Annotated in this window: 18 protein-coding genes and 2 pseudogenes; 3 read left to right on the top strand and 17 right to left on the bottom strand. The window is 64.7% G+C overall.

The features are described 5' to 3' along the window. Positions 1–99: 99 nt before the first annotated feature. Entirely contained in the window at positions 100–1,191 is a 1,092-nt protein-coding gene (locus tag ACTJKQ_RS22725) for a hypothetical protein (protein ID WP_440598162.1), read from the top strand. Positions 1,192–1,193: 2 nt separating this feature from the next. On the opposite strand, the gene ACTJKQ_RS22720 is transcribed toward ACTJKQ_RS22725, so the two are convergent. The 14 genes and pseudogenes from ACTJKQ_RS22720 to ACTJKQ_RS22655 all read right to left on the bottom strand — a co-directional run bounded on the left by ACTJKQ_RS22720 (position 1,194) and on the right by ACTJKQ_RS22655 (position 14,700). After that, positions 1,194–1,469 (bottom strand): DUF2274 domain-containing protein, encoded by a 276-nt coding sequence (locus ACTJKQ_RS22720; protein ID WP_440598161.1) that lies wholly within the window; start codon positions 1,467–1,469, stop codon positions 1,194–1,196. Next, a complete protein-coding gene (locus ACTJKQ_RS22715) occupies positions 1,466–2,755 on the bottom strand; it encodes a TrbI/VirB10 family protein (RefSeq protein ID WP_440598160.1) in 1,290 nt (429 codons plus the stop codon). The genes ACTJKQ_RS22720 and ACTJKQ_RS22715 overlap by 4 nt, the downstream gene beginning before the upstream one ends. Positions 2,756–2,757: 2 nt before the next feature. After that, on the bottom strand, positions 2,758–3,774 hold the full coding sequence (gene trbG / locus ACTJKQ_RS22710) for a P-type conjugative transfer protein TrbG (protein WP_440598159.1): 1,017 nt from the start codon (positions 3,772–3,774) through the stop codon (positions 2,758–2,760). Then, entirely contained in the window at positions 3,771–4,478 is a 708-nt protein-coding gene (trbF, locus tag ACTJKQ_RS22705; protein ID WP_440598158.1) for a conjugal transfer protein TrbF, read from the bottom strand. Before trbF ends, trbG begins: the two co-directional genes overlap by 4 nt. Before the next feature lie 11 nt (positions 4,479–4,489). Beyond that, on the bottom strand, positions 4,490–5,863 hold the full coding sequence (gene trbL, locus ACTJKQ_RS22700) for a P-type conjugative transfer protein TrbL (protein ID WP_440598157.1): 1,374 nt from the start codon (positions 5,861–5,863) through the stop codon (positions 4,490–4,492). Positions 5,864–5,937: 74 nt separating this feature from the next. Further along, positions 5,938–6,174 (bottom strand): annotated as a pseudogene (locus tag ACTJKQ_RS22695) (EexN family lipoprotein); the annotation flags it as partial. Between the two features lie 10 nt (positions 6,175–6,184). Beyond that, positions 6,185–6,940 carry a P-type conjugative transfer protein TrbJ gene (gene trbJ, locus ACTJKQ_RS22690; RefSeq protein WP_440598170.1) on the bottom strand — a complete coding sequence of 252 codons (756 nt, stop codon included), beginning with the start codon at positions 6,938–6,940 and terminating at the stop codon, positions 6,185–6,187. A 35-nt stretch (positions 6,941–6,975) separates the two neighbouring features. Next, a complete protein-coding gene (gene trbE / locus ACTJKQ_RS22685) occupies positions 6,976–9,390 on the bottom strand; it encodes a conjugal transfer protein TrbE (RefSeq protein ID WP_440598156.1) in 2,415 nt (804 codons plus the stop codon). Between the two features lie 22 nt (positions 9,391–9,412). Beyond that, complete coding sequence (locus ACTJKQ_RS22680) at positions 9,413–9,703, bottom strand: VirB3 family type IV secretion system protein (RefSeq protein WP_440598155.1); 291 nt, start codon at positions 9,701–9,703, stop codon at positions 9,413–9,415. Then, complete coding sequence (locus tag ACTJKQ_RS22675) at positions 9,700–9,996, bottom strand: TrbC/VirB2 family protein (RefSeq protein ID WP_440598169.1); 297 nt, start codon at positions 9,994–9,996, stop codon at positions 9,700–9,702. Before ACTJKQ_RS22675 ends, ACTJKQ_RS22680 begins: the two co-directional genes overlap by 4 nt. 26 nt (positions 9,997–10,022) lie before the next feature. Then, on the bottom strand, positions 10,023–11,072 hold the full coding sequence (gene trbB / locus ACTJKQ_RS22670; RefSeq protein WP_440598154.1) for a P-type conjugative transfer ATPase TrbB: 1,050 nt from the start codon (positions 11,070–11,072) through the stop codon (positions 10,023–10,025). Further along, positions 11,056–11,553 (bottom strand): CopG family transcriptional regulator, encoded by a 498-nt coding sequence (locus ACTJKQ_RS22665; RefSeq protein WP_440598153.1) that lies wholly within the window; start codon positions 11,551–11,553, stop codon positions 11,056–11,058. The genes trbB and ACTJKQ_RS22665 overlap by 17 nt, the downstream gene beginning before the upstream one ends. Then, complete coding sequence (locus ACTJKQ_RS22660) at positions 11,550–13,550, bottom strand: conjugal transfer protein TraG (protein WP_440598152.1); 2,001 nt, start codon at positions 13,548–13,550, stop codon at positions 11,550–11,552. Before ACTJKQ_RS22660 ends, ACTJKQ_RS22665 begins: the two co-directional genes overlap by 4 nt. A gap of 262 nt (positions 13,551–13,812) precedes the next feature. Further along, positions 13,813–14,700 carry a LysR family transcriptional regulator gene (locus tag ACTJKQ_RS22655; protein WP_440598151.1) on the bottom strand — a complete coding sequence of 296 codons (888 nt, stop codon included), beginning with the start codon at positions 14,698–14,700 and terminating at the stop codon, positions 13,813–13,815. 141 nt (positions 14,701–14,841) lie between these two features. On the opposite strand from ACTJKQ_RS22655, the pseudogene ACTJKQ_RS22650 reads away from it, so the two are divergent. Then, positions 14,842–15,162, top strand: a pseudogene (locus ACTJKQ_RS22650) (FAD-binding protein); the annotation flags it as partial. Here ACTJKQ_RS22650 and ACTJKQ_RS22645 read toward each other — a convergent pair. Genes ACTJKQ_RS22645 through ACTJKQ_RS22635 form a run of 3 tightly spaced genes read right to left on the bottom strand, consistent with a single transcriptional unit; the run spans position 15,140 to position 18,178 of the window. After that, on the bottom strand, positions 15,140–15,724 hold the full coding sequence (locus tag ACTJKQ_RS22645; RefSeq protein ID WP_440598172.1) for a hypothetical protein: 585 nt from the start codon (positions 15,722–15,724) through the stop codon (positions 15,140–15,142). The pseudogene ACTJKQ_RS22650 and the gene ACTJKQ_RS22645 sit on opposite strands and share 23 nt — an antisense overlap. Next, positions 15,721–16,791, bottom strand: a complete 1,071-nt coding sequence (locus tag ACTJKQ_RS22640; RefSeq protein ID WP_440598150.1) for an ABC transporter substrate-binding protein — start codon at positions 16,789–16,791, stop codon at positions 15,721–15,723. The genes ACTJKQ_RS22645 and ACTJKQ_RS22640 overlap by 4 nt, the downstream gene beginning before the upstream one ends. 4 nt (positions 16,792–16,795) lie before the next feature. Next, positions 16,796–18,178, bottom strand: a complete 1,383-nt coding sequence (locus ACTJKQ_RS22635; RefSeq protein WP_440598149.1) for an aspartate aminotransferase family protein — start codon at positions 18,176–18,178, stop codon at positions 16,796–16,798. A gap of 296 nt (positions 18,179–18,474) precedes the next feature. On the opposite strand from ACTJKQ_RS22635, the gene ACTJKQ_RS22630 reads away from it, so the two are divergent. Then, a protein-coding gene (locus tag ACTJKQ_RS22630) for an IS5 family transposase (protein WP_440598148.1) occupies positions 18,475–19,238 on the top strand; the annotation gives its coding sequence in 2 pieces (ribosomal slippage) (positions 18,475–18,790 and positions 18,790–19,238; 765 coding nt in all). The last annotated feature ends 134 nt before the right edge of the window (positions 19,239–19,372 follow it).

Genomic DNA, 19,372 nt, shown 5'->3' with positions numbered 1-19,372 from the left:
GCACCCCCTCGCGGGTCAGGATTCCATGGAACTCAACACACATGGGTTAGCCCCTCATTTCAGAACGGGCGCCTTCGGCGGCGTTCGCACTTCCGCAGCTTGCCGGCGGGAGCCTCGTATGACCTGAAGGCTCACTTCGAAACCGAGGAGCGCGACCGATCACATGCAGTCGGCGAAAGTGCCGAACACTTGCGAGCGAAGCAATTAATCGCCGAAGAGCTCAAGCGTCGCCTGGCCGCCGGCTTGACCCTTCCTTGGTCGTTCAACGATCCCGATGCCACCGACTACCACCTCGAAGGGAATCTCCTCCTCGGTGCCGACCGGATTGCCATGGAGCACACGCTCCGGACTCCGTTCGGCAGCACCTTCCGTTTGGACGTCGCTGTTCTCGGGCCACCAATTCGCAAGAAGCCGATGGTCCTCGGCGGCATCGAGATCGAATTGGGCCACGCCTTCGACGGACGTAAGGCCTTGATCGGTAAGTCCTTGGGTTTTCCGCTGATCTCTGTCGACATTGCACAAATGAAACTCGGAGACATCACTGCGGAATGGGCGCGCGACGTCCTCAGCGCAACGACACGCAGTGATGAACAGGGCCGCAGGCAGACCTACTACTATCTTCACGACCTCCTCTATCCGGAGTTCACTCAGCTGCCGGCTTTTCTGGACAGCGAGCAGCGTCATCAATACCTGATCTTCGCTGACGACGGGACGCTCTCCAAGCTTGTGCGATGGTTTGAAGCCCTCAGCGCCAACCTCGGGTATCGCAACGGCGTGATTGCCATCGCTACCGTGAATTCACGTAGTGAACAGTCGCGCAAGATGCTCCAGTACGCTGGCGACATCGTGGGTCCGGGCTGGCAGCAGTTCAACAACCGGCAGTGCTTACGCATCACTGTCCCACGGCCCAGAGGCCCGGCAGACGTCCAAGCGCATCGTTTGCACATGACGATGGCATATATCCTTCTCGATCATGCAGATGCCTTGGTCGGCTACAAGTACTGCAAGGGCATCCAGAACGATCACGCTGAGGAAAACCTCTGGGTGGCTCGCCGCTGGGATGGGCAACAGGGGGTTGCAACGACGCATCGGGTGTTGCCCAAACGATTGGCCGAGCCGGTGAATCGCCTTGTTCAGTTCGTTCGCGAACTGCAAGGCAACCCCGAGCGCGATTCGGAGCAGACGAACTAGGGCTACTCTTGCGTTGCCCTCGGCCGAACTTGTTGATCTCGCCGAGCGGAGCCGCCCCCGGGCGCTTTCAGGGCCTTGAAACCCCTGTCCTTTGCCACGAACGCCTCGAGCATGTGCGGAACTAACGTCACTGCATCGACCGCCTCACCGTAGGTCTGCGCGTGCAAAGCTGCATAGCGATCCAGATCGGCCTTGAGACTGACCGGACAGACAAAGGTCAGCTTGATGCTCTCGATCTTGGGCAGCGGCCCAAGCCGTAGCTTGCGCGTCGTGCTCATTGCGAACTCCCTCGTATGAAGAACAACGGCTGGTACGGCCGCAGCACAAGATCCTTGCTCACCATCACCCGCACGGGAAAGCCCGGCCGGATCTTCAGCGTCGGCTGCACGCTCATGTTGCGCTTGGTGATCTCCTGCCCGACCTGGTTCACCGCATCCTGCGCCCCCTCACGCGTCGCGATCACGATGCGGTTGCCGTCCGTGCGGCTCTCGGGCCCCGCCAGCTCGGCGCCCACGCCCAACAGCGTCGACAGCGCCGCGCCGGCCAGGATGCGGTCCCAATGCCAATCGACGCCATCCTCCAGTCCCGCATAGCCAGCCGGGTCGATCCCGGGCAGCCGGTCCAGCGCCACCGATGAGGTGTCCGGCAGGATCAGCCGCGTCCATACCAGCAGCACCCGCCGCTGCCCGAACGCCACCTGACTGTCGTAGCGCCCAATCAGCCGCGAGCCCTGTGGGATCAGCAGGTGCTTGCCCGTGGCCGTGTCGTAGACCGCCTCCGTGACGTTGGCGATGACCTGCCCCGGCAGGTCCGAGTTGATCCCCGTCACCAGTGCCGCCGGAATGATCGTGCCGGCCATCACCTGGTACGGCGAAGCAGGCAACTGCAAGCCGTCCGGATTGCGCGTCGCGCCATCACCCGCCTTCGCCAGAAACGCTTCTTTCGCATCCTGCCGGTTTTGCACCGCTGTGGGATCGGTCGGAGCCGATTGCGGTGATGCCACGGCCATCGGGTTGAAGGCCTGGTTCCCCGAAGCCAGCGCCGGCGCATCAACCGATGCCTTTGCTGCCACCCCCGGTTTACCCCCACCGCTGTTGCCGCTGCTCCTGAAGAACACCGACGACCGGGCCGCCTCTTCGGCCGCCAGCCGCTCGGCCTGCTCCGGATCAATGCCGCCACCCGGTGGGCGCATCTCCATCGGCTGCTGCGACTTCACGATGGCCGGCCCCAGGTCCCCGGGCAGCGGCTCGCCCAGCACCGGCGGGGCCGCCTTCGGCGCCGAGGCAAGCCCCGCATAGTCCTTCGGCAGCCGTTCCAGATCCTCGGCGCGCGCGATGCGGTCCACATTGAAAAGCTCCGTGCCCGCCCCCCGGTCCCGCCGGGCCGGACTCAACGACCACAGCGTGGCGCCCAGCACCGCGGCGCTGAGCCCGCCCACCAGCACCGCCAGCATGCGGCGATTGAGCCGCGTCACCGGCCGTGGCGAGGCGCGCAGCGCCATGGCCTCCGGATCGGCCTTCGGTGCAGGCGGGGAAGCACCTTCCGGCATGTCGGTCGTGCCCATGCTCAGTTCCTCCGTGCGGCGCTCACACCGTCCGTGCGTTCAATACGCACCACCTGCGCCTTGTCCCCACCCAGCCGCAGTTCGGCCGCACCAAAGAGGCGATCCACCACGTAGTACGGCGCACGGAACCGGTAGTTCACGAGCTGCCCATCGCCCTGCGGGCCGATCACGAACAGCGGCGGCAGCTCGCCCTGCCCGATGCCGCCCGGGAACTGGATGTAGACCCTCTCGCCATCGTCGAAGGCGCGCAGCGGCTTCCAAGGCGGGGCATCGCCACTGACCGCATAGCGGAAGCGGATCTGCTCCAGCGCCATGCCCGTTTCCACCGGCGCGCTGGTCTGCGCTTCGCGAGCCTGCTTCTGCAGCGCCAGCATCCGGTCCTTCGGATAGTCCCAGGACACCGAAGCCATCCAGGCCTGCGGCGTCGAGGACAGTTCCAGCAGATAGGTCCGGCGGTTGGTCGTGACAACGAGATTGGTCTTCAGGCCCACCCGCGTGGGTTTCACGAGGACATTCACGCGCAGGTCCGCACCCGAGCCGCTGGCCGTGTCGCCCACGATCCAGCGCACCGTGTCCCCGGCCGAGACGGTGACCAACTCCTCGCCCGGCTGCAGCGCGACGACTGTGACGCGGCCTGGGCTCGTATAGACCTGGTACAGCGCACCGTCGGCATAGGGCCAGACCTGGATCGCATTGACATAGCCCTCACGCGTCGGCGCGATGCGGGCCTCTTCGTTGGCGCGCGACACGCGCACCTTCTCATCGACTGGTTCAGGCACGGGCTTCTCATTGATCTCCCGCCCCAATGGCTTCAATTGCCCCGGCAAGGCCAGCGGCTGTGGCACAGCGACAGCCTCCACGGGCTTCGGCGCTTCGGGCAGCAACTGCGCCGCCGCCCTCTCCTGCTGCGGTTCGTCGAGCGAAATCACCGGCGGCGGCTTCCCCTGCGAGGCGCAACCCGCAAACAGAATGGCCAACACGATCAATGGCAATACGTAAACACGGCTTTGTGCATTCATGGTTTCTTCACTCCTTCGGAGGTTTCGAGTTCGCGGGTCCACGACAGCCCGTTGACGTAGATGCCCAGGGGGTTCTTGCGCAGCCGCTCCTCAGTGCGCGGGGCCTGCAGCACGACGGAGAGCACGGCCGTCCAGCGATCCAGCCCTGCCGCCTCGCCATTCACGTAGCGCCGTTCGGTCCATCGCACCTGGAACGAGGCATCGCTGGCCCGCACGACGCTGTTGACCTGCACAGCCACCGACTGCTGCCCGATGCGCGAGAACGGATCGTTCGTGCGCGCGTAGTCGTTCAGGACCGCCGCGCCCTTGTCGGTGGTGTAGTCATAGGCTTCGAGCCAGTTCTGCCGCACCACGATGGGGTCGATCGACAGAGATCGCACGTCGGTGACGAAGCGCGCCAGATGGAAGGCGATCTGTGCATCGGCCGGCTTGTACGGCGTGGCCGCTTCGCCCACGGCGCGCACCTGCCCGGCCTGGTCCACCTCGATGACGTAGGGCGTCACGATGGACCGCGCCGAGCGCCAGACCAGGCCACCGGCCATCAGCAACGCCAGCGACAGAGAGCCGAAGGCCATCAGCCGCCAGTTTTTCGCCTGTACGCGCGCGCTGCCGATGCGCTGGTCCCAGACCTGCCCGGCGGCCTGGTAGGGGGTGATGGGCTCGGGCGTCTCCGAGTACCGCACCCGGGGTCGTTTGAATCGCATGGATGTTCTCCTCAAGAATTCGAGTCGTCGCGCAAGCTGGGGCTGGCGCCGCTGCCCCCGTGGTCACCGGACCGAAGCGCGTGCGCCGCGGTGGTGGCCGCTTGCGTGGCCTGCTGCCTGCGCCGCATGCGCTGGGCCCAGGCGGGTTCGGACGCGGGCACGGTTGAAGCGGCGGCATCCAACGTGGAGTCACCAGTGGAAGCCCCAGGTGCCGCCGCCCCGCCGACGAAGTTCGCCACGCGGTCCTTGACAGCCTTGGCGCCGGAGGCAACGCGCTGGCCCACGGCGTGGGCACCGGTCTTCGCGACATTGCCCAGACCGGCACCGGCCGCACGCGCTCCACTGCTTCCCGATGCTGCAGCGCCCGCCTGGTAAGCCGACTTCGCGCCGCTGGCCAGGGCACTGGCCGACCGTGCAGCGGAAGCGCCGCCACCGATGGCCGCCTTCGCCGCGCTAGGCGCCATGCGCGCACCGGCGGCCACCGCCGACCCCGCGCCCGCCACGGCGGCGCCACCGGCCACGGCCAGGCCGGTGGCACCGATGGCCGTGCCCACAGCAGCCCCGGCGCCGAGCTGCGGCGCCCCCGACACCAGCCCCGTTACGATACCTGGCCCGAAGATGCCCAGCCCCAACATCGCCAGCGCCGCCAGCATGATGACAAGCGCATGATCAACAGAGGGCTCGGCACCGGCCGGCGTCTGAAATTCGGAGAACAAGCCCGAGCCGATGCCCACGATCACGGCCAGCACCAGTACCTTGATGCCCGAAGAGATGACGTTGCCCAGCACCTTCTCGGCCAGGAAAGCCGTCTTGTTCCACAGCGCGAACGGCACCAGCACGAAGCCCGCGAGCGTGGTCAGCTTGAATTCGATCAGGGTGACGAAGAGCTGCACCGCCAGCACGAAGAAGCTCACGATCAACACCAGCCACGCCAGGAACAGCACGCTGATCACGTCGAAGTTCGCGAACACCTCCGGGAAACCCGTCAGCTCGCCGATCTGGACCATGATCGGCCGACCCGCGTCGATGCCGACCTTGGCGAGCTGCCCCGGCCGAAGGAACTGCGCCTGGCTCATGCCGGAACCGGAGGCGGTCAGGCCCAGCCCGGCAAAGGACTGGAACACGATCCCGGCCAGGCGGTTGAAGTTGCCGATGATGAAAGCAAACGCCCCCACATAGAGCACCTTCTTGATCAGCCGGGCGATCACGTCATCGCCCTGCCCCGAGGCATGGCCCATGGCCCAGAACAGCCCGGCCAGCGTCACGTCGATGACGATCAGCGAGGCGCTCAGGAACCGCACCTCGCCACCGAGCAGGCCAAAGCCCGAATCGATGTAGCGCGAGAACACATCGAGGAAGCGGTCGATGACCGCTACATCGTCCATGGCGGTCAGTCCTTGGCAGCGTCGCCAGGCGGCGAGCTCGCCGGTGCCGATGCCTCAGGTGCCGGGAACGCGGCGGGCGGAACCGCCGACGGCGTGTACGGCGTCCCACCACCCATGAAGCGCCGGCGCGTGGCTTCGGCCACTGCGTTGCACTGCGCATTGCCAACCTTCGCATGGTCCGCCTTGCACTGCGCGCGCAGCTCCTTCAGCCGCTCGGGATTGGCGACCAGCGATTCGACGGATTCGATTGGGGCGGGCTTGCCGCAGGCGGACACCAGCAACGCGACAGCAAAGGTCAGGAGGTACTTCATGGCCACTCCCTCACTGGCCGTAGAAGTTCACCGTGGTGGCGGTGTACGGTGTCCCGCTGCCCTGGAAGCGCCGGCGCACTTCGCGCGCACGCTCCTGCACCGCCACCTGTCGCGCCTGCTCCAGCGCGGTGGCCCGGTCCTGGGTGATTTGCAGCTGCTGTGCCTGCATGGCCTGGCGCGACTGCAGCGCCAGCAGTTGGTTGGTGGCCTGCATGGCCTGCAGCGCACCCGCGGCCGACTGGCTGCGATTCACCAGATCCGTCAGCGTCCGCTCGTCGGCCGCGAAGTTCTGCACCGCCTGCGACTGCACCTGGGTCGCTGTGCGCAATGCCTCGAGCGACTGCTTCCAGCGCGCCCGGGCGTCGGTGGCCATCTGGGTGCCCGAGATCGCGGCGGTGTAGGACTCGGGATAGAGGCGCTTGAACTCACCCTCCATCCGTTGCACGTTGAAGGCCAGCCCCTGCGCCTGCTGGATCAACTGGTTCGTCGCCGACAGCGCCGCCTTCAGTTCCGACAGTGCGCTGAAGTCCAGACTGGTCAGGTTCCTTGCCTGGTTCTGCAGCATCTGTGCCTCGTTCTGCAGTTGCTCGACCTGGTTGTTGATCTGCTCCAGCGCGCGGGCCGCCGTCAGCATGTTCTGGATAAAGTTGGACGCATCGAACACGGTGTCGCCGACGCCGAACAGGGCATGCGCTGGCGGGGCAATGCCAAAGGCCAGGGCACTGACGGCGACCAGTGCCGCAACGCGGGGTTTGAACGAAGACATGGATTTCATGGATTTCTCCTTCGGGTGGATGGGAATCAAGGGAACGAGGGAAACGAGGGGATGAGGTCGGCAGCCCAGTCGATGCCGCCGTGGCGCAGCCAGGCGGCCGCGAAGTCGGCCGGCGAGACGGAGGCCGAGACCGCATCGATGTCGCGCTGGTGCTCCGGCGACGAGGCACCGGCGAATGCCAGCGCGACAGGCCCGAGCCCGAGGTCGAAGACCCGGTTGCCCAGCCGCGACTGGTAGTAGTAGTCCCGCTTGGGCTGCGCCGTGGCGACAATCTCGATCTGCCGCCCGTTCAGCCCGAAGCCTTCGTAGATCACGCGGATCTGCGGCTCGGTCGCCTGCGGGTTCGGCAGGAAGATGCGGCTTGCGCAGCTCTCCACGATGGCCGGGGCAATGCTTGAATCCTGGATGTCGGCCAGCGACTGTGTCGCGAAGATCACCGAGACGTTCTTCTTGCGCAGCGTCTTGAGCCACTGGCGGATGCGCGTGGCGAACACCGGGTCGTCCAGGAACAACCAAGCCTCGTCGAGGATCAGGAGCGTGGGCGCACCGTCGAAGCGTTCATCGAAGCGGGCGAACAGATAGGACAGCACGGCCATGGTTGCGGCCTTGCTGTGCATCAGCTCCTCCATCTCGAAGCACTGGACGGACGAAGACCCCAGGCGGTCCGCATCCGCGTCGAGCAGCTTGCCGTGCGCGCCGCCCAACACATAGGGCTGCAGCGCCTGGCGCAGCGCGTTCGACTGCAGCAGCACGGACAGCCCGGTCAGGGTCCGTTGTTCGACGGGCGCGCTGGCCAAGCTGTTGAGCGCGGACCACACCGCATCCTTCTCGGCCGGACCCACGGCCACACCTTCCTGCAGCAGCCGGCCTTCGACCCACTCCGAAGCCCAGGCCCGGTAGCCGTCCTGGTCGATGCGCGCCAGCGGCTGGAAGGCTATCGCGCCATCCAGGCCCAGGTCATAGTGCTCGCCGCCCAGCCCGAGGATGGTGGCGCGCATCGAACGCCCCATGTCGAAGGCCAGGATGCGCGAGCCGGCATAACGCCGGAACTGCAACGCCAGGGTGGCCAGCAGCACCGACTTGCCCATGCCCGTGGGACCGACCACCAGCGTGTGGCCCACATCGCCGATGTGCGTGACCAGCCGGAACGGCGTGGCGCCATCGGTGCGCGTGACGATCAGCGGTGGACCGTCGAGGTGCCGGTTGCGCTCCTGCCCGGCCCAGACGGCCGACACCGGCATCATGTGCGCCAGGTTCAGGGTCGAGACGATGGGCTGGCGCACGTTGGCATAGGCGTGACCCGGAATCGACGACAGCCAGGCATCGACGGCGTTCAGGGTCTCCGGAATCGTCACGAAGCCGCGGCCCTGGATCGTCCGCTCCACCGCACGCAGCTTCTCGTCGGCCGCCGTCGCATCGGCATCGAGCACGGTCACTGTCGCCGTGACATAGCCGAAGGCCACCTGGTCGCTGCCCAGGTCCTGCAGGGCGGCGTCGGCATCGGCCGCTTTGTTCGACGCGTCCGAATCGACCAGTGGGCTCTCCTGCTGGAAGATCGTCTCCCGCAGCAGTGCCACGATGTTCTTGCGCTTGGCGAACCACTGGCGGCGCAGGCGCGTGAGCTCCTTCTCCGCTTCCGCCTTGTCCAGGCACAGGAAGCGCGTGCTCCAGCGGTAGGCAAAGCCCAGGCGGTTCAGGTCATCGAGCACGCCCGGCCAGGTCGATGTCGGAAATCCCCGCACCGACAGCACGCGCAGATGCCGGTTTCCAAGCATCGGCGCCAGCCCGCCCGTCAGCGGCTCATCGGCCAGCAACGCATCGAGATGCATCGGCACCTCGGGCACCGCGACCGGATGCCGGCGCGTGGACACGCAGTCGTGCAGGTAGGTCAGCGTCCGCGCATCGTCGAGCCAGCCGATCTCCGGCATCACGCCGTCGAGCAGGTCCAGGAAGCGCACCGACTCGGACACGAAGGCATCGAGCCTCTCGCGCCAGTCCACGCCTTCGGTCTTGCCGTTCTCGTAGAGCAGCTTCGCGGCGCGTGCTTGGCCCTCCTCCGGCGGCAGGTAGACCAGCGTAAGGTGGTAGCGGCTCTCGAAATGACTCGCGTCCTCTTCGAAGGCCGCGCAGCGTTCCTCATCGACCAGCCACGACAGCGGTTCGGGAAACAACGACAAGGGATAGTCGGCGGCCTCGCGGCGCTCGGCTTCGACGAATAGCGCCCAGCCTGACCCCAGGCGGCGCAGCGCATTGTTCAGCCGCGCCGAGGTGGCGATCAGCTCACTCTGCGTCGCACTGTCCAGGTCCGGACCGCGAAAGCGCGCCGTGCGCTGGAACGCACCGTCCTTGTTGAGCACGACACCGGGTGCGACCACCCCGGCCCAGGGCAGCCAGTCGGACAGCAGCGCGGGCCGCTTGCGGTATTCGGCAAGGTTCAGCATGGGGTGTTCTCCATCGCGGGCCTCACGCGTCCAGCAGCACGCGGTGCTTGATGTGCCGCGCGAACACCGCCATGAACTGCGCGTCCATGCGCGCACCCCAGACCGCCAGCGAGTGCCCGGCGATCCAGAGCACGAGGCCTGGAATCCAGAGCTGCAGCCCCAGGCCCACGGCGGCCGCCAGCGTGCCGTTGGCGATCGCCACGGTGCGCGGCGCGCCGCCCATCAGGATGGGCTCGGTCAGGGACCGATGCAGCGGCACCTCGAAGCCGCTCACAGTCCCGGAGATGGAACCGGTGACAGGACCGCCGCTCATGCCAGCACCGCCCCACCGGTGAACGAAAAGAACGACAGGAAGAAGCTCGACGCCGCGAACGCGATGGACAGGCCGAAGACGATCTGCACCAGCTTGCGGAAACCGCCCGAGGTATCGCCGAAGGCCAGCGTCAGCCCCGTGGCGATGATGATGATCACCGCCACGATGCGCGCCACCGGCCCCTGGATCGATTCGAGGATGGATTGCAGTGGCGCCTCCCACGGCATGTTGGAGCCGGCGGCTTGTGCGGGCATGGCCAGCAGCAGCACCGCCGTGGCAACGCTGTACAGAATCGGTTTTACGGAAAGACGTGGATGCGTCACGACGGTTCTCCAGGAGTTGAGGAAGGTGAAAGCGAAGAAGAAATCGAAGGAAAAGCAGGCCCCAGCGAGCCATCAAGCTGGTAGCCCTGGCTGTCGTGCCCGATGACGCGGGCGATCTCGCGCACGCGGCGCGCGCGGCCTCGTCCGGCGATGAAGACGATGACGCTCACTGCCTCGGCGATCAGCGCGCGCGGTACGGTGACGGAGACCTCCTGCACCAGTTGCTCGAGCCGCGTGAGTGCGCCCAGTGCAGAGCCCGCATGCACGGTGGCGATGCCGCCCGGATGCCCGGTCCCCCAGGCCTTCAGCAGGTCCAGCGCCTCGGCGCCGCGCACCTCGCCGACAACGATGCGATCCGGGCGCAGGCGCAGGGTGGCGCGTACCAGGTCGGCCATGGTGGTCACGCCGGGTTCGCTGCGCATGCCCACGTGGTCATCCGAGCGGCACTGCAGTTCCACCGTGTCTTCGAGGATCAGCACCCGGTCCCGGGTCTGCGCGATCTCGTCGAGCAGCGCATTGGCGAGCGTCGTCTTGCCTGTGCTGGTGCCGCCGGCCACCACGATGTTCAGGCGCTCGCGCACGGCGGCACGCAGGAAGGACGCCTGGGCCTCGGTCATCACGCCATCGGCCACATAGTCCGCCAGGGTCAGGATGCGCAGCGCCCGCTTGCGAATCGCGAACGATGGCGCGCGCACCACAGGCGGCAGCACGCCCAGGAAGCGCTCGCCCGTCTCGGGCAGCTCGGCCGAGAGAATGGGCAGGCCCGCATGTACCTCGGCGCGCACGTGGGCTGCCATCAGGCGGATGATGCGTTCGGCCACTGGTGCCGGCAATGCGGTGCCCGTGGGTTCACGGCCCGTTCCCAATCGGTCCACCCACAGTGAACCGTCCGGGTTCAGCATGACTTCGACAACCTCGGGGTCTTCGAGCGCGGCCGTGATCTCGGGCCCCAGGGCGGTGCGCAGCATGCGTATGCGCCGCGCCAGCGAGACGGCCGCGTTGCTGGCGCCGTCGTCGTTCAGGTCCTTGTCATGCCCGCGCGTCATGGGTGCTCCCCGGTTCTTGCTCGGTGTAAACGGCTTGCGAAGGTTGGCCTGGCGCGTCCGACGGCCCGGTGGCCTCCGGCTCGATCTCCTCGTGGATTTCCCGCACCAAACTGCGGCCGCGCCGGATGTGGCGGGCCAGTTGTTCGATGAACTGCGCGTAGCGGGCGCGGCCCTGAGCGCGCGCGGCCTCCTGATGACCCTCGGGCACAGGGATCGACACCGTGAGGTAGTAGCGGACGTAGAGCGCCAGCGTCTCGATCAGAATGGCCTGATCGCGCTCGAGCCGGTCGAACTGGCGCGACAGCCGGTCCAGGCGCTTGGCCATCGCGGCCTCGCGCTGGTCGCCTCCATCGGGCGAGAGGAACGAAGCGAGTGCCGCGGCGATGACCGACGACTTCGACACCCCACGGTGCGCAGCGAGGCCGTCAAGCCGCTTCGCGTGCTCCGGCTCGATGAAGATATTGAGACGGGCGCGACTCATAGCGCGATCCCGTCATCAGGGTCCAATGCGGCCAGCCGTGCGGTACGCATGAGCTGGCGGTCTACGTCCTGCGGCCGCAGCGGCACATCATCCTCGTCGTCGAGCACCAGCAGGTCGCCGGCGCTCGGCTCCTCGACCTCGATGGTGGAGATGTCCAACTCGGGCTTGAGCTGGTGCCCGCCTTCGTCGCCGAAGCCGTCCGCCCCACTCGCCGTCAATGCGACCTGTGCGGCCAAGGGAGCCAGCCCGCTCCAATCGTCCGACCGCATCATCGGACGGTCAGCATACGCACCGGCAGTCAGCACCGGCGCCTTCAGCACCCTTCGCGTGAAGTTGCGGTCCAGGTAGTAGCGCAGCTTCCTGGCCTTGATCGGCGGATGACCCGAAACCATCACCACTTCATCCTCCGGCGGCAGTTGCATGACTTCGCCGGGCGTGAGCAACGGCCGCGCGGTCTCCTGGCGCGACACCATCAGGTGGCCGAGCCACGGCGAAAGCCGGTGGCCCGCGTAGTTGCGCTGGGCGCGCAGTTCGGTCGCGGTGCCCAGTGCTTCCGAGATCCGCTTGGCCGTGCGCTCGTCGTTGGTCGCGAACGCGACGCGGACGTGGCAGTTGTCGAGGATGGAATGGTTGGGGCCGTAGGCCTTGTCGATCTGATTGAGCGACTGCGCAATCAGGAAGGCACGCAGCCCGTAGCCGGCCATGAAGGCCAGGGCCGACTCGAAGAAGTCCAGTCGACCCAGGGCCGGGAACTCGTCGAGCATCAGCAGCAGCTTGTGGCGGCGCTCGATGCCGTCCGAGCCATCGAGCGACTCGGTGAGGCGCCGGCCGATCTGGTTGAGAATCAACCGAATCAGGGGCTTGGTGCGGCTGATGTCCGAAGGCGGGACCACCAGGTACAGCGACACAGGGTGTTGGGCCGAGATCAGGTCGGCGATGCGCCAGTCGCAGCGCGACGTGACTTCGGCCACCGTGGGATCGCGGTACAGGCCAAGGAAGCTCATGGCCGTGGACAGAACACCCGAGCGCTCGTTTTCGCTCTTGTTGAGCACTTCGCGCGCGGCCGAGGCCACCACCGGATGGACGTCGTCCGTCAGATGCCGCGTGGTCATCATGCGATGCAGCGTGACCTCGAAGGGACAGGCCGGATCGGACAGGAAGTTGGCAACGCCGCACAACGTCTTGTCCTTGCCCGCATAGAGCACGTGCAGGATGGCACCCACCAGGAGCGCGTGGCTGGTCTTCTCCCAATGGTTGCGCCGCTCCAGCGCACCTTCGGGGTCCACCAGGATGTCGGCGATGTTCTGCACGTCGCGTACTTCATGTGCACCGCGCCGCACTTCGAGCAGCGGGTTGTACGCGGCAGATTTCGCGTCCGTCGGATTGAAGAGAAGGCAGTGCGAGAAGCGCGCGCGCCAACCGGCCGTGAGGTTCCAGTTCTCGCCCTTGATGTCGTGGATCACGGCTGAGCCCGGCCAGGAGAGCAGCGTCGGCACCACGAGGCCCACGCCTTTGCCTGAGCGCGTCGGCGCGAAGGCCATCACGTGCTCCGGACCTTCGTGACGCAGGTAATCTTCGTTCTTGCCCGAGGTCTTGCCGAGGAACACACCGGCCAGGTTCGTCAGGCCGGCCTTGGCGATTTCATCCTGTCTTGCCCAGCGGGCAGAGCCGTACGTCGTGACCTGCTTGGCCAGCCGGGCGCGCCAGACCGCCATCGCGATGGCTGCGCCCGTTGCAAGCATCCCGCTCGATGCAGCGATGATCCCGCCGCGCTCGAAGACGTTGGGCGCATAGGCATCGTAGAAGTACCACCACTCGAAGAGCTTCCAGGGCTCGTAGATGGGCATGCCGGATAGGTCGAACCAGACGGGGCCGAGTCGCGCCTGATAGCCCAGTGCGTGCGCCGTCCACTGCGTGGCCGTCCACACGCCGCCCAGGGCGAGGCTGAGCACCATGGTGATTTGTCCGAACAGAATGCCAGTGGCTGACGCCGGCATGAGCCTCCTCCTTTGCGTGTACGTTGATTCGGTGCACGCGCGCCATTGCGGCACGCAAGCGTGAGTCTGGAATCAAGCCGCCGCGTGGCACACCCGTTGGGGCGTGCTGCGGCGTACGCTGGCGGGGATAGCTGTCTGAGGGCTTGGGAGCTGAAGGTGCGGGCCTTCGGGCTGTCACGCGGGGAGTCTTACAGCAGAGGGCGACGACGTCCAAAGCTTTTGACGCGGCGCACCCTGTGTCTCTGGCCAGACACCGTAACGATCAATGCAAAGTTGTGGCGTGCGTGAGAAATCGTTGCAGCGCTTCGGGCAAGCCGTTGCGCTGGTGCTTGTGCAGCACGTAGGTGGTGATTTGAATCTGCTCGGCGAGCGGCACGACCACAATGTCCTTTCTCTGCAATGCCCGCATGTGGTCTGCATCGGCCACGCCGACGCCCTGCCCCGCGGCCACACGGGTCAGGTAGCCGGTCAATGTCCGTGCTTCGCCAGCGATCGTCGAGGACAGGGCATGCTGCTGCAGGATGGCCGTCATCTGCTGGTATAGCCCGGGGTGACAGGCCTCCGTGCAGGCAATCGCGGGGAAAGAGAGCAGTTCGGCCAGCGACACCACTTCGCGGCCTGCAAGCTCGTGCTCCGGCGAGAGGATTGCCACCATAGGGCTGACCCATACCGACTGCTGGGTTAAGGCGCCATCATCCGGCAGACCGAAGGAGAAGCCAGCATCGACCTCCTCGCTGCGCAACGCTGAGAGCAGTTCCGTCGCGTGCATCTCAGTGAGTTCCACAGGGATATCGGAAGCAATCAGCCTCCAGCGAACCAGGCAATCGGCCATCATGGGTTGCACCGTGGCTTCATCAACACCGATGCGCAGAGGCTCCCGATGGCGATCATCAGTGGCTCGGACTACGCGCTTGGTGCGCTCCAGGCGGACAAGGAGCTTGCGGGCGTGATTGAGCAGTTTGACTCCGGCCGGGGTGAGCTGAAGCTTGCGCGGTGTTCGGATAAAAAGGGTAACGCCCCACCTATCCTCCAGATCCCGGACGGTGCGCGACAGAGGACTCTGGTCGATGTGGATGCGCTCGGCTGCCTTTCGAAAATTGAGCTCTTCTGCGACGGCGACGAAGTAGCGAAGGTGGCGCAACTCAATCATGTTCCTCTCCATTCGAAATGTTCGCAGTGGTGTGACGGCCGCTTCCGCACCACGCAACGCATCCGACATCGAACTGAACCATTCGAATTTCGGTCGATGCAACAAAGAAATGTTCGTTGATGGGCCCGAAGTTTCGTTCGTCAGATCATCGTCGCGGACGGCCGCGCTAGGCGCAGCGAGATGTTCAATGAAACAATGACGCCGCTGACTGACAAACCGGCGCCGCGCTCGGCGCGAGCTGCGCCTATGTGGATGCGGGCTATGCGCACAACGATTGGCAAGGGGCCATACCGGCAAGATCGCCGCGCCACAGCTGTACGTCGCCGCGACCATCCAGCACTTGCGCCAGCAAGAAGGATTTGAAGGCGAGTGGCGAGCATGAAGGGGGTGGAAGCACCGATCTTCAGCGTCACCGACTACAGGCGGGAAGCGCACTTTTTCACAGCTGTGCCGGGACTGATCGCATCCCGTAAAACGCCTCAAGCAATCGCAGGTAGACGATCCGCGCCTCTTTCGCTGAGCGTGAATTTGCAACAACGACTTTTCTGCAATCGAGCTGAGGTACTGAAAGCGGGAACACTTTACCCGGTTCGGACATCGGAAACAGAAACGCAATCGGACCTGTTGCGCTCGTCCAATTGGCTTTAACTACATAGGAGGAAGGCGCTCGCATTCCGAACACAGTCGTTCGCCTGAACTCCCATACCTCCGCCTCAGCCTTTCGACACCAGATCAGTTCGTCCAGATCAGCTTGTCGGGCCACATCAGTCGAGCCAGAGATGCTGGGTGCTTCCCGATGGACAGGGGGCGATAGCCCGACGACTCCGTATGCCGCCGTACTCAATATCTCTGCCCTTGAAGGCCCAATGCTTGCCGGCTTAACCACGATAAATTCGTCGAACGCGAGAAGCCGAACTTTCCTGCCTAGCCATTGGAATTGAGGCGCAAAGTCGACATCAATCGGCAGCACACCCAAGCAGCTCGCCTTGATCCCTGCAAGTTCCGGAACGGTGAAAGTGTTCATCGCAAATATCCTCCCGGCGCACGCGTCAGCACCAGCTCCACGTACTTCGGGTCGTCCATGGACCCATCGATATTGAGCGAAGCCAGTCGCACGCGTTGCTGGCGCAAAGCCTGAAGCAGCGTGATTTGCTGCGCGCCAGCCTGCTCCACGGCGGCTTTGAGAAGGCGTGCCGTCAAGAACCCTTCGTATCCCGCGTAGGAGGCTTGTATCCCAGCCCCTTGACACAGTTTTCGGTATTCCTGAGCCACTTCACTCCTGAGGTTTGCCGGCGAAGGAACAACCCGGGAGATGACCAGATTCGGCGATCCTTCGTCCACAGTAAGCGAGGTGGCATAGCAACTCACGGCGGCGCCGGCAGCTTGCGCCGTTTCATAGGCGGTTGTCGGCATTGAGCCAGGCAAATGCAGCAAAAGCACTTTCGCACCGACGCCCAGTAGCTGGTCGACGATGCCGACAAGGTTACTGCCATCTGTCGCCACTCCCGCAGCTTTGATGAGGACCAGTCCCGCCTGCTTCGCTATAGCTTCGAATTGGGCTCGTGCCTGTTCGCCTTCGGCGTTCGCCAAGTGCAGCAAAGCAAATTGCTTCTGGCCCACCAGCTCAAGATGCGACGCGACTGCGCGAAATTCGCGACCCAGTCGCGCCCTGATTCCGAATATCAACCCCGTTAGGGCATCCCGCTGCCCGTCTGAATAGGTGATAGGCCCGACCACAGGCACGCCGGCCGCAGACAGTTTTGGCGCCAGTGCCGCAACGACGGCCGCACCTGCTCCGCCAAACAGACAGGGATCTTGATTGCCTTTTTGAGCCTGAGCAATCGCGGCCTCCAAGCCTCCACCTGCCGCGACCTTGATAGTCAGAGGGAGCGACGTCACACCCGGCATCGACTTGCCGAATGCAAGCGAGGCGCCTGCCGCGTGCTGTGCTTCAAACTCAGCAGACGGCCCGTTCGGATCCACGAGCTGCAGCAGAACGATGCCGCGAACCGGGGCGGCCACGACTGGTAGCACACAAGCAGCCGCCAGCCCTACCAGTGCGCAACGTCGGGAAATGGTCGACGTCGCCATCGCGTCACATCCAGCGGCGGTCCCGAACCGTCTGCAACGTCAAGTCCAGGCTTTGGCGCGTCACTTGAATCAAGTGATCGATCTCCGCTCGAGTGATCGTCAAGGGAGGTGCCACGATCATGCGGTCGGAGACGATGGCCCGAATGATGAGTCCATTGTTTCTGGCATGTTCACGGCAGATCACGCTGACATGCTTCTCGTCATCGAACAGTTCCATGGTTTCGCGGTTACGCACCAATTGGATCGCCCACATTAAGCCCACCCCTTCGGTGTACCCCACCAGAGGGTGATCCTGGAGGGAGCCCATCGCCTCGCGCAAGTACGGACCCACGTCCTCGCGCACGCGAGCGACGATCCCTTCATCTCTCAGGAGCTTCACGTTAGCGACGCCAACGGCGCAAGCGACCGGATGCCCGGAATAGGTGTACCCGTGGCGAAACTCTCCGCCGGCTTCCACCGTGTCGGCGACCCGGTCACCGACCATGACTCCGCCAAGCGGGATGTAGCCGCTGGTCACGCCCTTGGCGAATGTCATCAGGTCGGGCTGGTAGTCGAACGTTTGGCATCCCCACCAATTTCCGGTGCGACCAAAGCCGCAGATCACCTCATCGCTGACGAGGAGGATGTCGTATTTGCGGCAGATGCGTTGGATCTCGGGCCAGTAGGTCTCCGGTGGAACCACTACGCCCCCCGCGCCCTGCACAGGTTCGGCCACGAACGCAGCCACCTTGTCGACCCCGACCTCCAGGATTTTGTCTTCCAGCCAACCGGCAGCACGCAGGCCGAATTCATTGCGTCCGATGCCGCCACCCAGTAATGCGTAGTGCGGCTGCTCAATGTGTACCACGCCAGGAATTGGAAGGTCCCCTTGGGCATGCATCCAGGGCATTCCGCTGAGCGATGCGCCTCCAACGGTCGATCCGTGATAGCCAAGGTTGCGCGCAATAAGGACCTTGCGCTGTGGTTGGCCTTTGAGATTCCAGTAGTGCCGCACCAGACGTATGACCGTATCGTTTCCTTCCGAGCCGGAGTTTGCGTAGTAAACCCGCTTCATCCCGGGCGGACTGATCCCCGCCAGCAGCTCAGCGAGCTCGATCGATGCGGGCACGGCGGTGTGGAAGAAGGCGTTGTAGTAGGCTAGGTTTTTCAGTTGCTCATGGGCCGCGGTGATGAGCGAGGGCTGGCCATAGCCGGCATTGACGCACCAGAGGCCGGCCATGCCGTCGAGCAGGCGGTTGCCCTCCGAATCAGTGACCCAGACGCCTTCACCTTGTTCGATGATTTGCACGCCGTTCCTGTGCAGCTCGGCTTGGTCGGTGAAGGGATGAATGAAGTGCGCAGTGTCGGCGGCTTGCCAGGCGCTGGTGCTGCGGGAAGACTGGGACATAGTGCCTCGCTCGAAATTCGGTTGTACATGGCACATCGCTTTGCGATTCGCATTGCTGCCACGATAGACAGCGCTGGCGTACAACACGAGGTGTTTTGAGGCCATCTTCTACCTGCCAAAGCCGTCCAGGCAGCTCGCCGCGGATCTGCCCGTGTACTCGCCGACGCGTGGCGTGCCATCCAGGCGGCTTAGAGCGGCTAGTGATCTCGATATCGAGTTCCGGGCAACGGACGCGCCTCTACTAGGGCCTGTTAACACTAATTGCCAGTGCACCGATCTTCATCGACACTGAGCGAATGGAGATCACGCCCGCTCAGTTTGCCCAGATAGAAGACTGTTTGCCCACGCAACGCGGCAACGTCAGCCTGACGAATCTGCAGGTGCTTAACGCGATCCTGTACGTTGCTGAACACGGATGCAAGTGGCGTGGTCTGCCCAAGCGATTTGGCAATTGGCACACGATCTACACGCGCATGAGTCGCTGGGCAAAGTCCGGTGTGCTTGATCGCGCTTTCGAGCAATTGCAGCAGGCGCAAGTCGTGCAGATCAAGATCGAGGCAGTGTCGTTGGACAGCACCAGCATCAAGGTGCATCCGGACGGAACGGGGGCTCGAAAAAAAACGGTCCGCAGGCTATCGGCAAGTCCCGTGGTGGATGGAACACGAAGATCCATCTCATCGCCGCGGACGCGCGCACCGCGGTAACTTTCTCGCTGTCGCCTGGCCAAGCCCACGATGCCGTCGAAGGCCGTGCGCTGCTCGAGCGACTGGGGCAGCCCAATCGGCCAGTGCACCTTCTGATGGATCGCGCTTACGAGGGCAATGAGACTCGTCAACTGGCACTCGACTTGGGCTTCATTCCCGTCGTGCCGCCCAAGAGCACGCGCGTACAGCCTTGGGAATATGACCGCGCCATGTACAAGCGCCGCAACGAGGTTGAGCGCCTGTTCCGTCGCCTCAAGGGCTACCGCCGAATCTTCTCTCGCTTCGAGAAGCTCGACGTCATGTTCACCGCTTTCATCAACTTCGCACTCATCGCCGACGGCTTGCGTTTGTGTTAACAGGCCCTAGCTAGACGTACTTTGGCCCCATAGCACCTCTGTCCCGGTGGAGGCGCTTTCTACATTTGCGCGGTGGGCGCCAGACTCTCGGTACGGCATCCTATTCCAGCCGGTTTGCGTTGGTCCGATGACCT

Origin of the sequence: Acidovorax sp. 22279, from assembly GCF_052045435.1 — a bacterium.
In the GTDB taxonomy this organism is placed as follows: domain Bacteria; phylum Pseudomonadota; class Gammaproteobacteria; order Burkholderiales; family Burkholderiaceae_C; genus Acidovorax; species Acidovorax delafieldii.
This window is presented reverse-complemented; position numbering and strand designations above follow the sequence as displayed.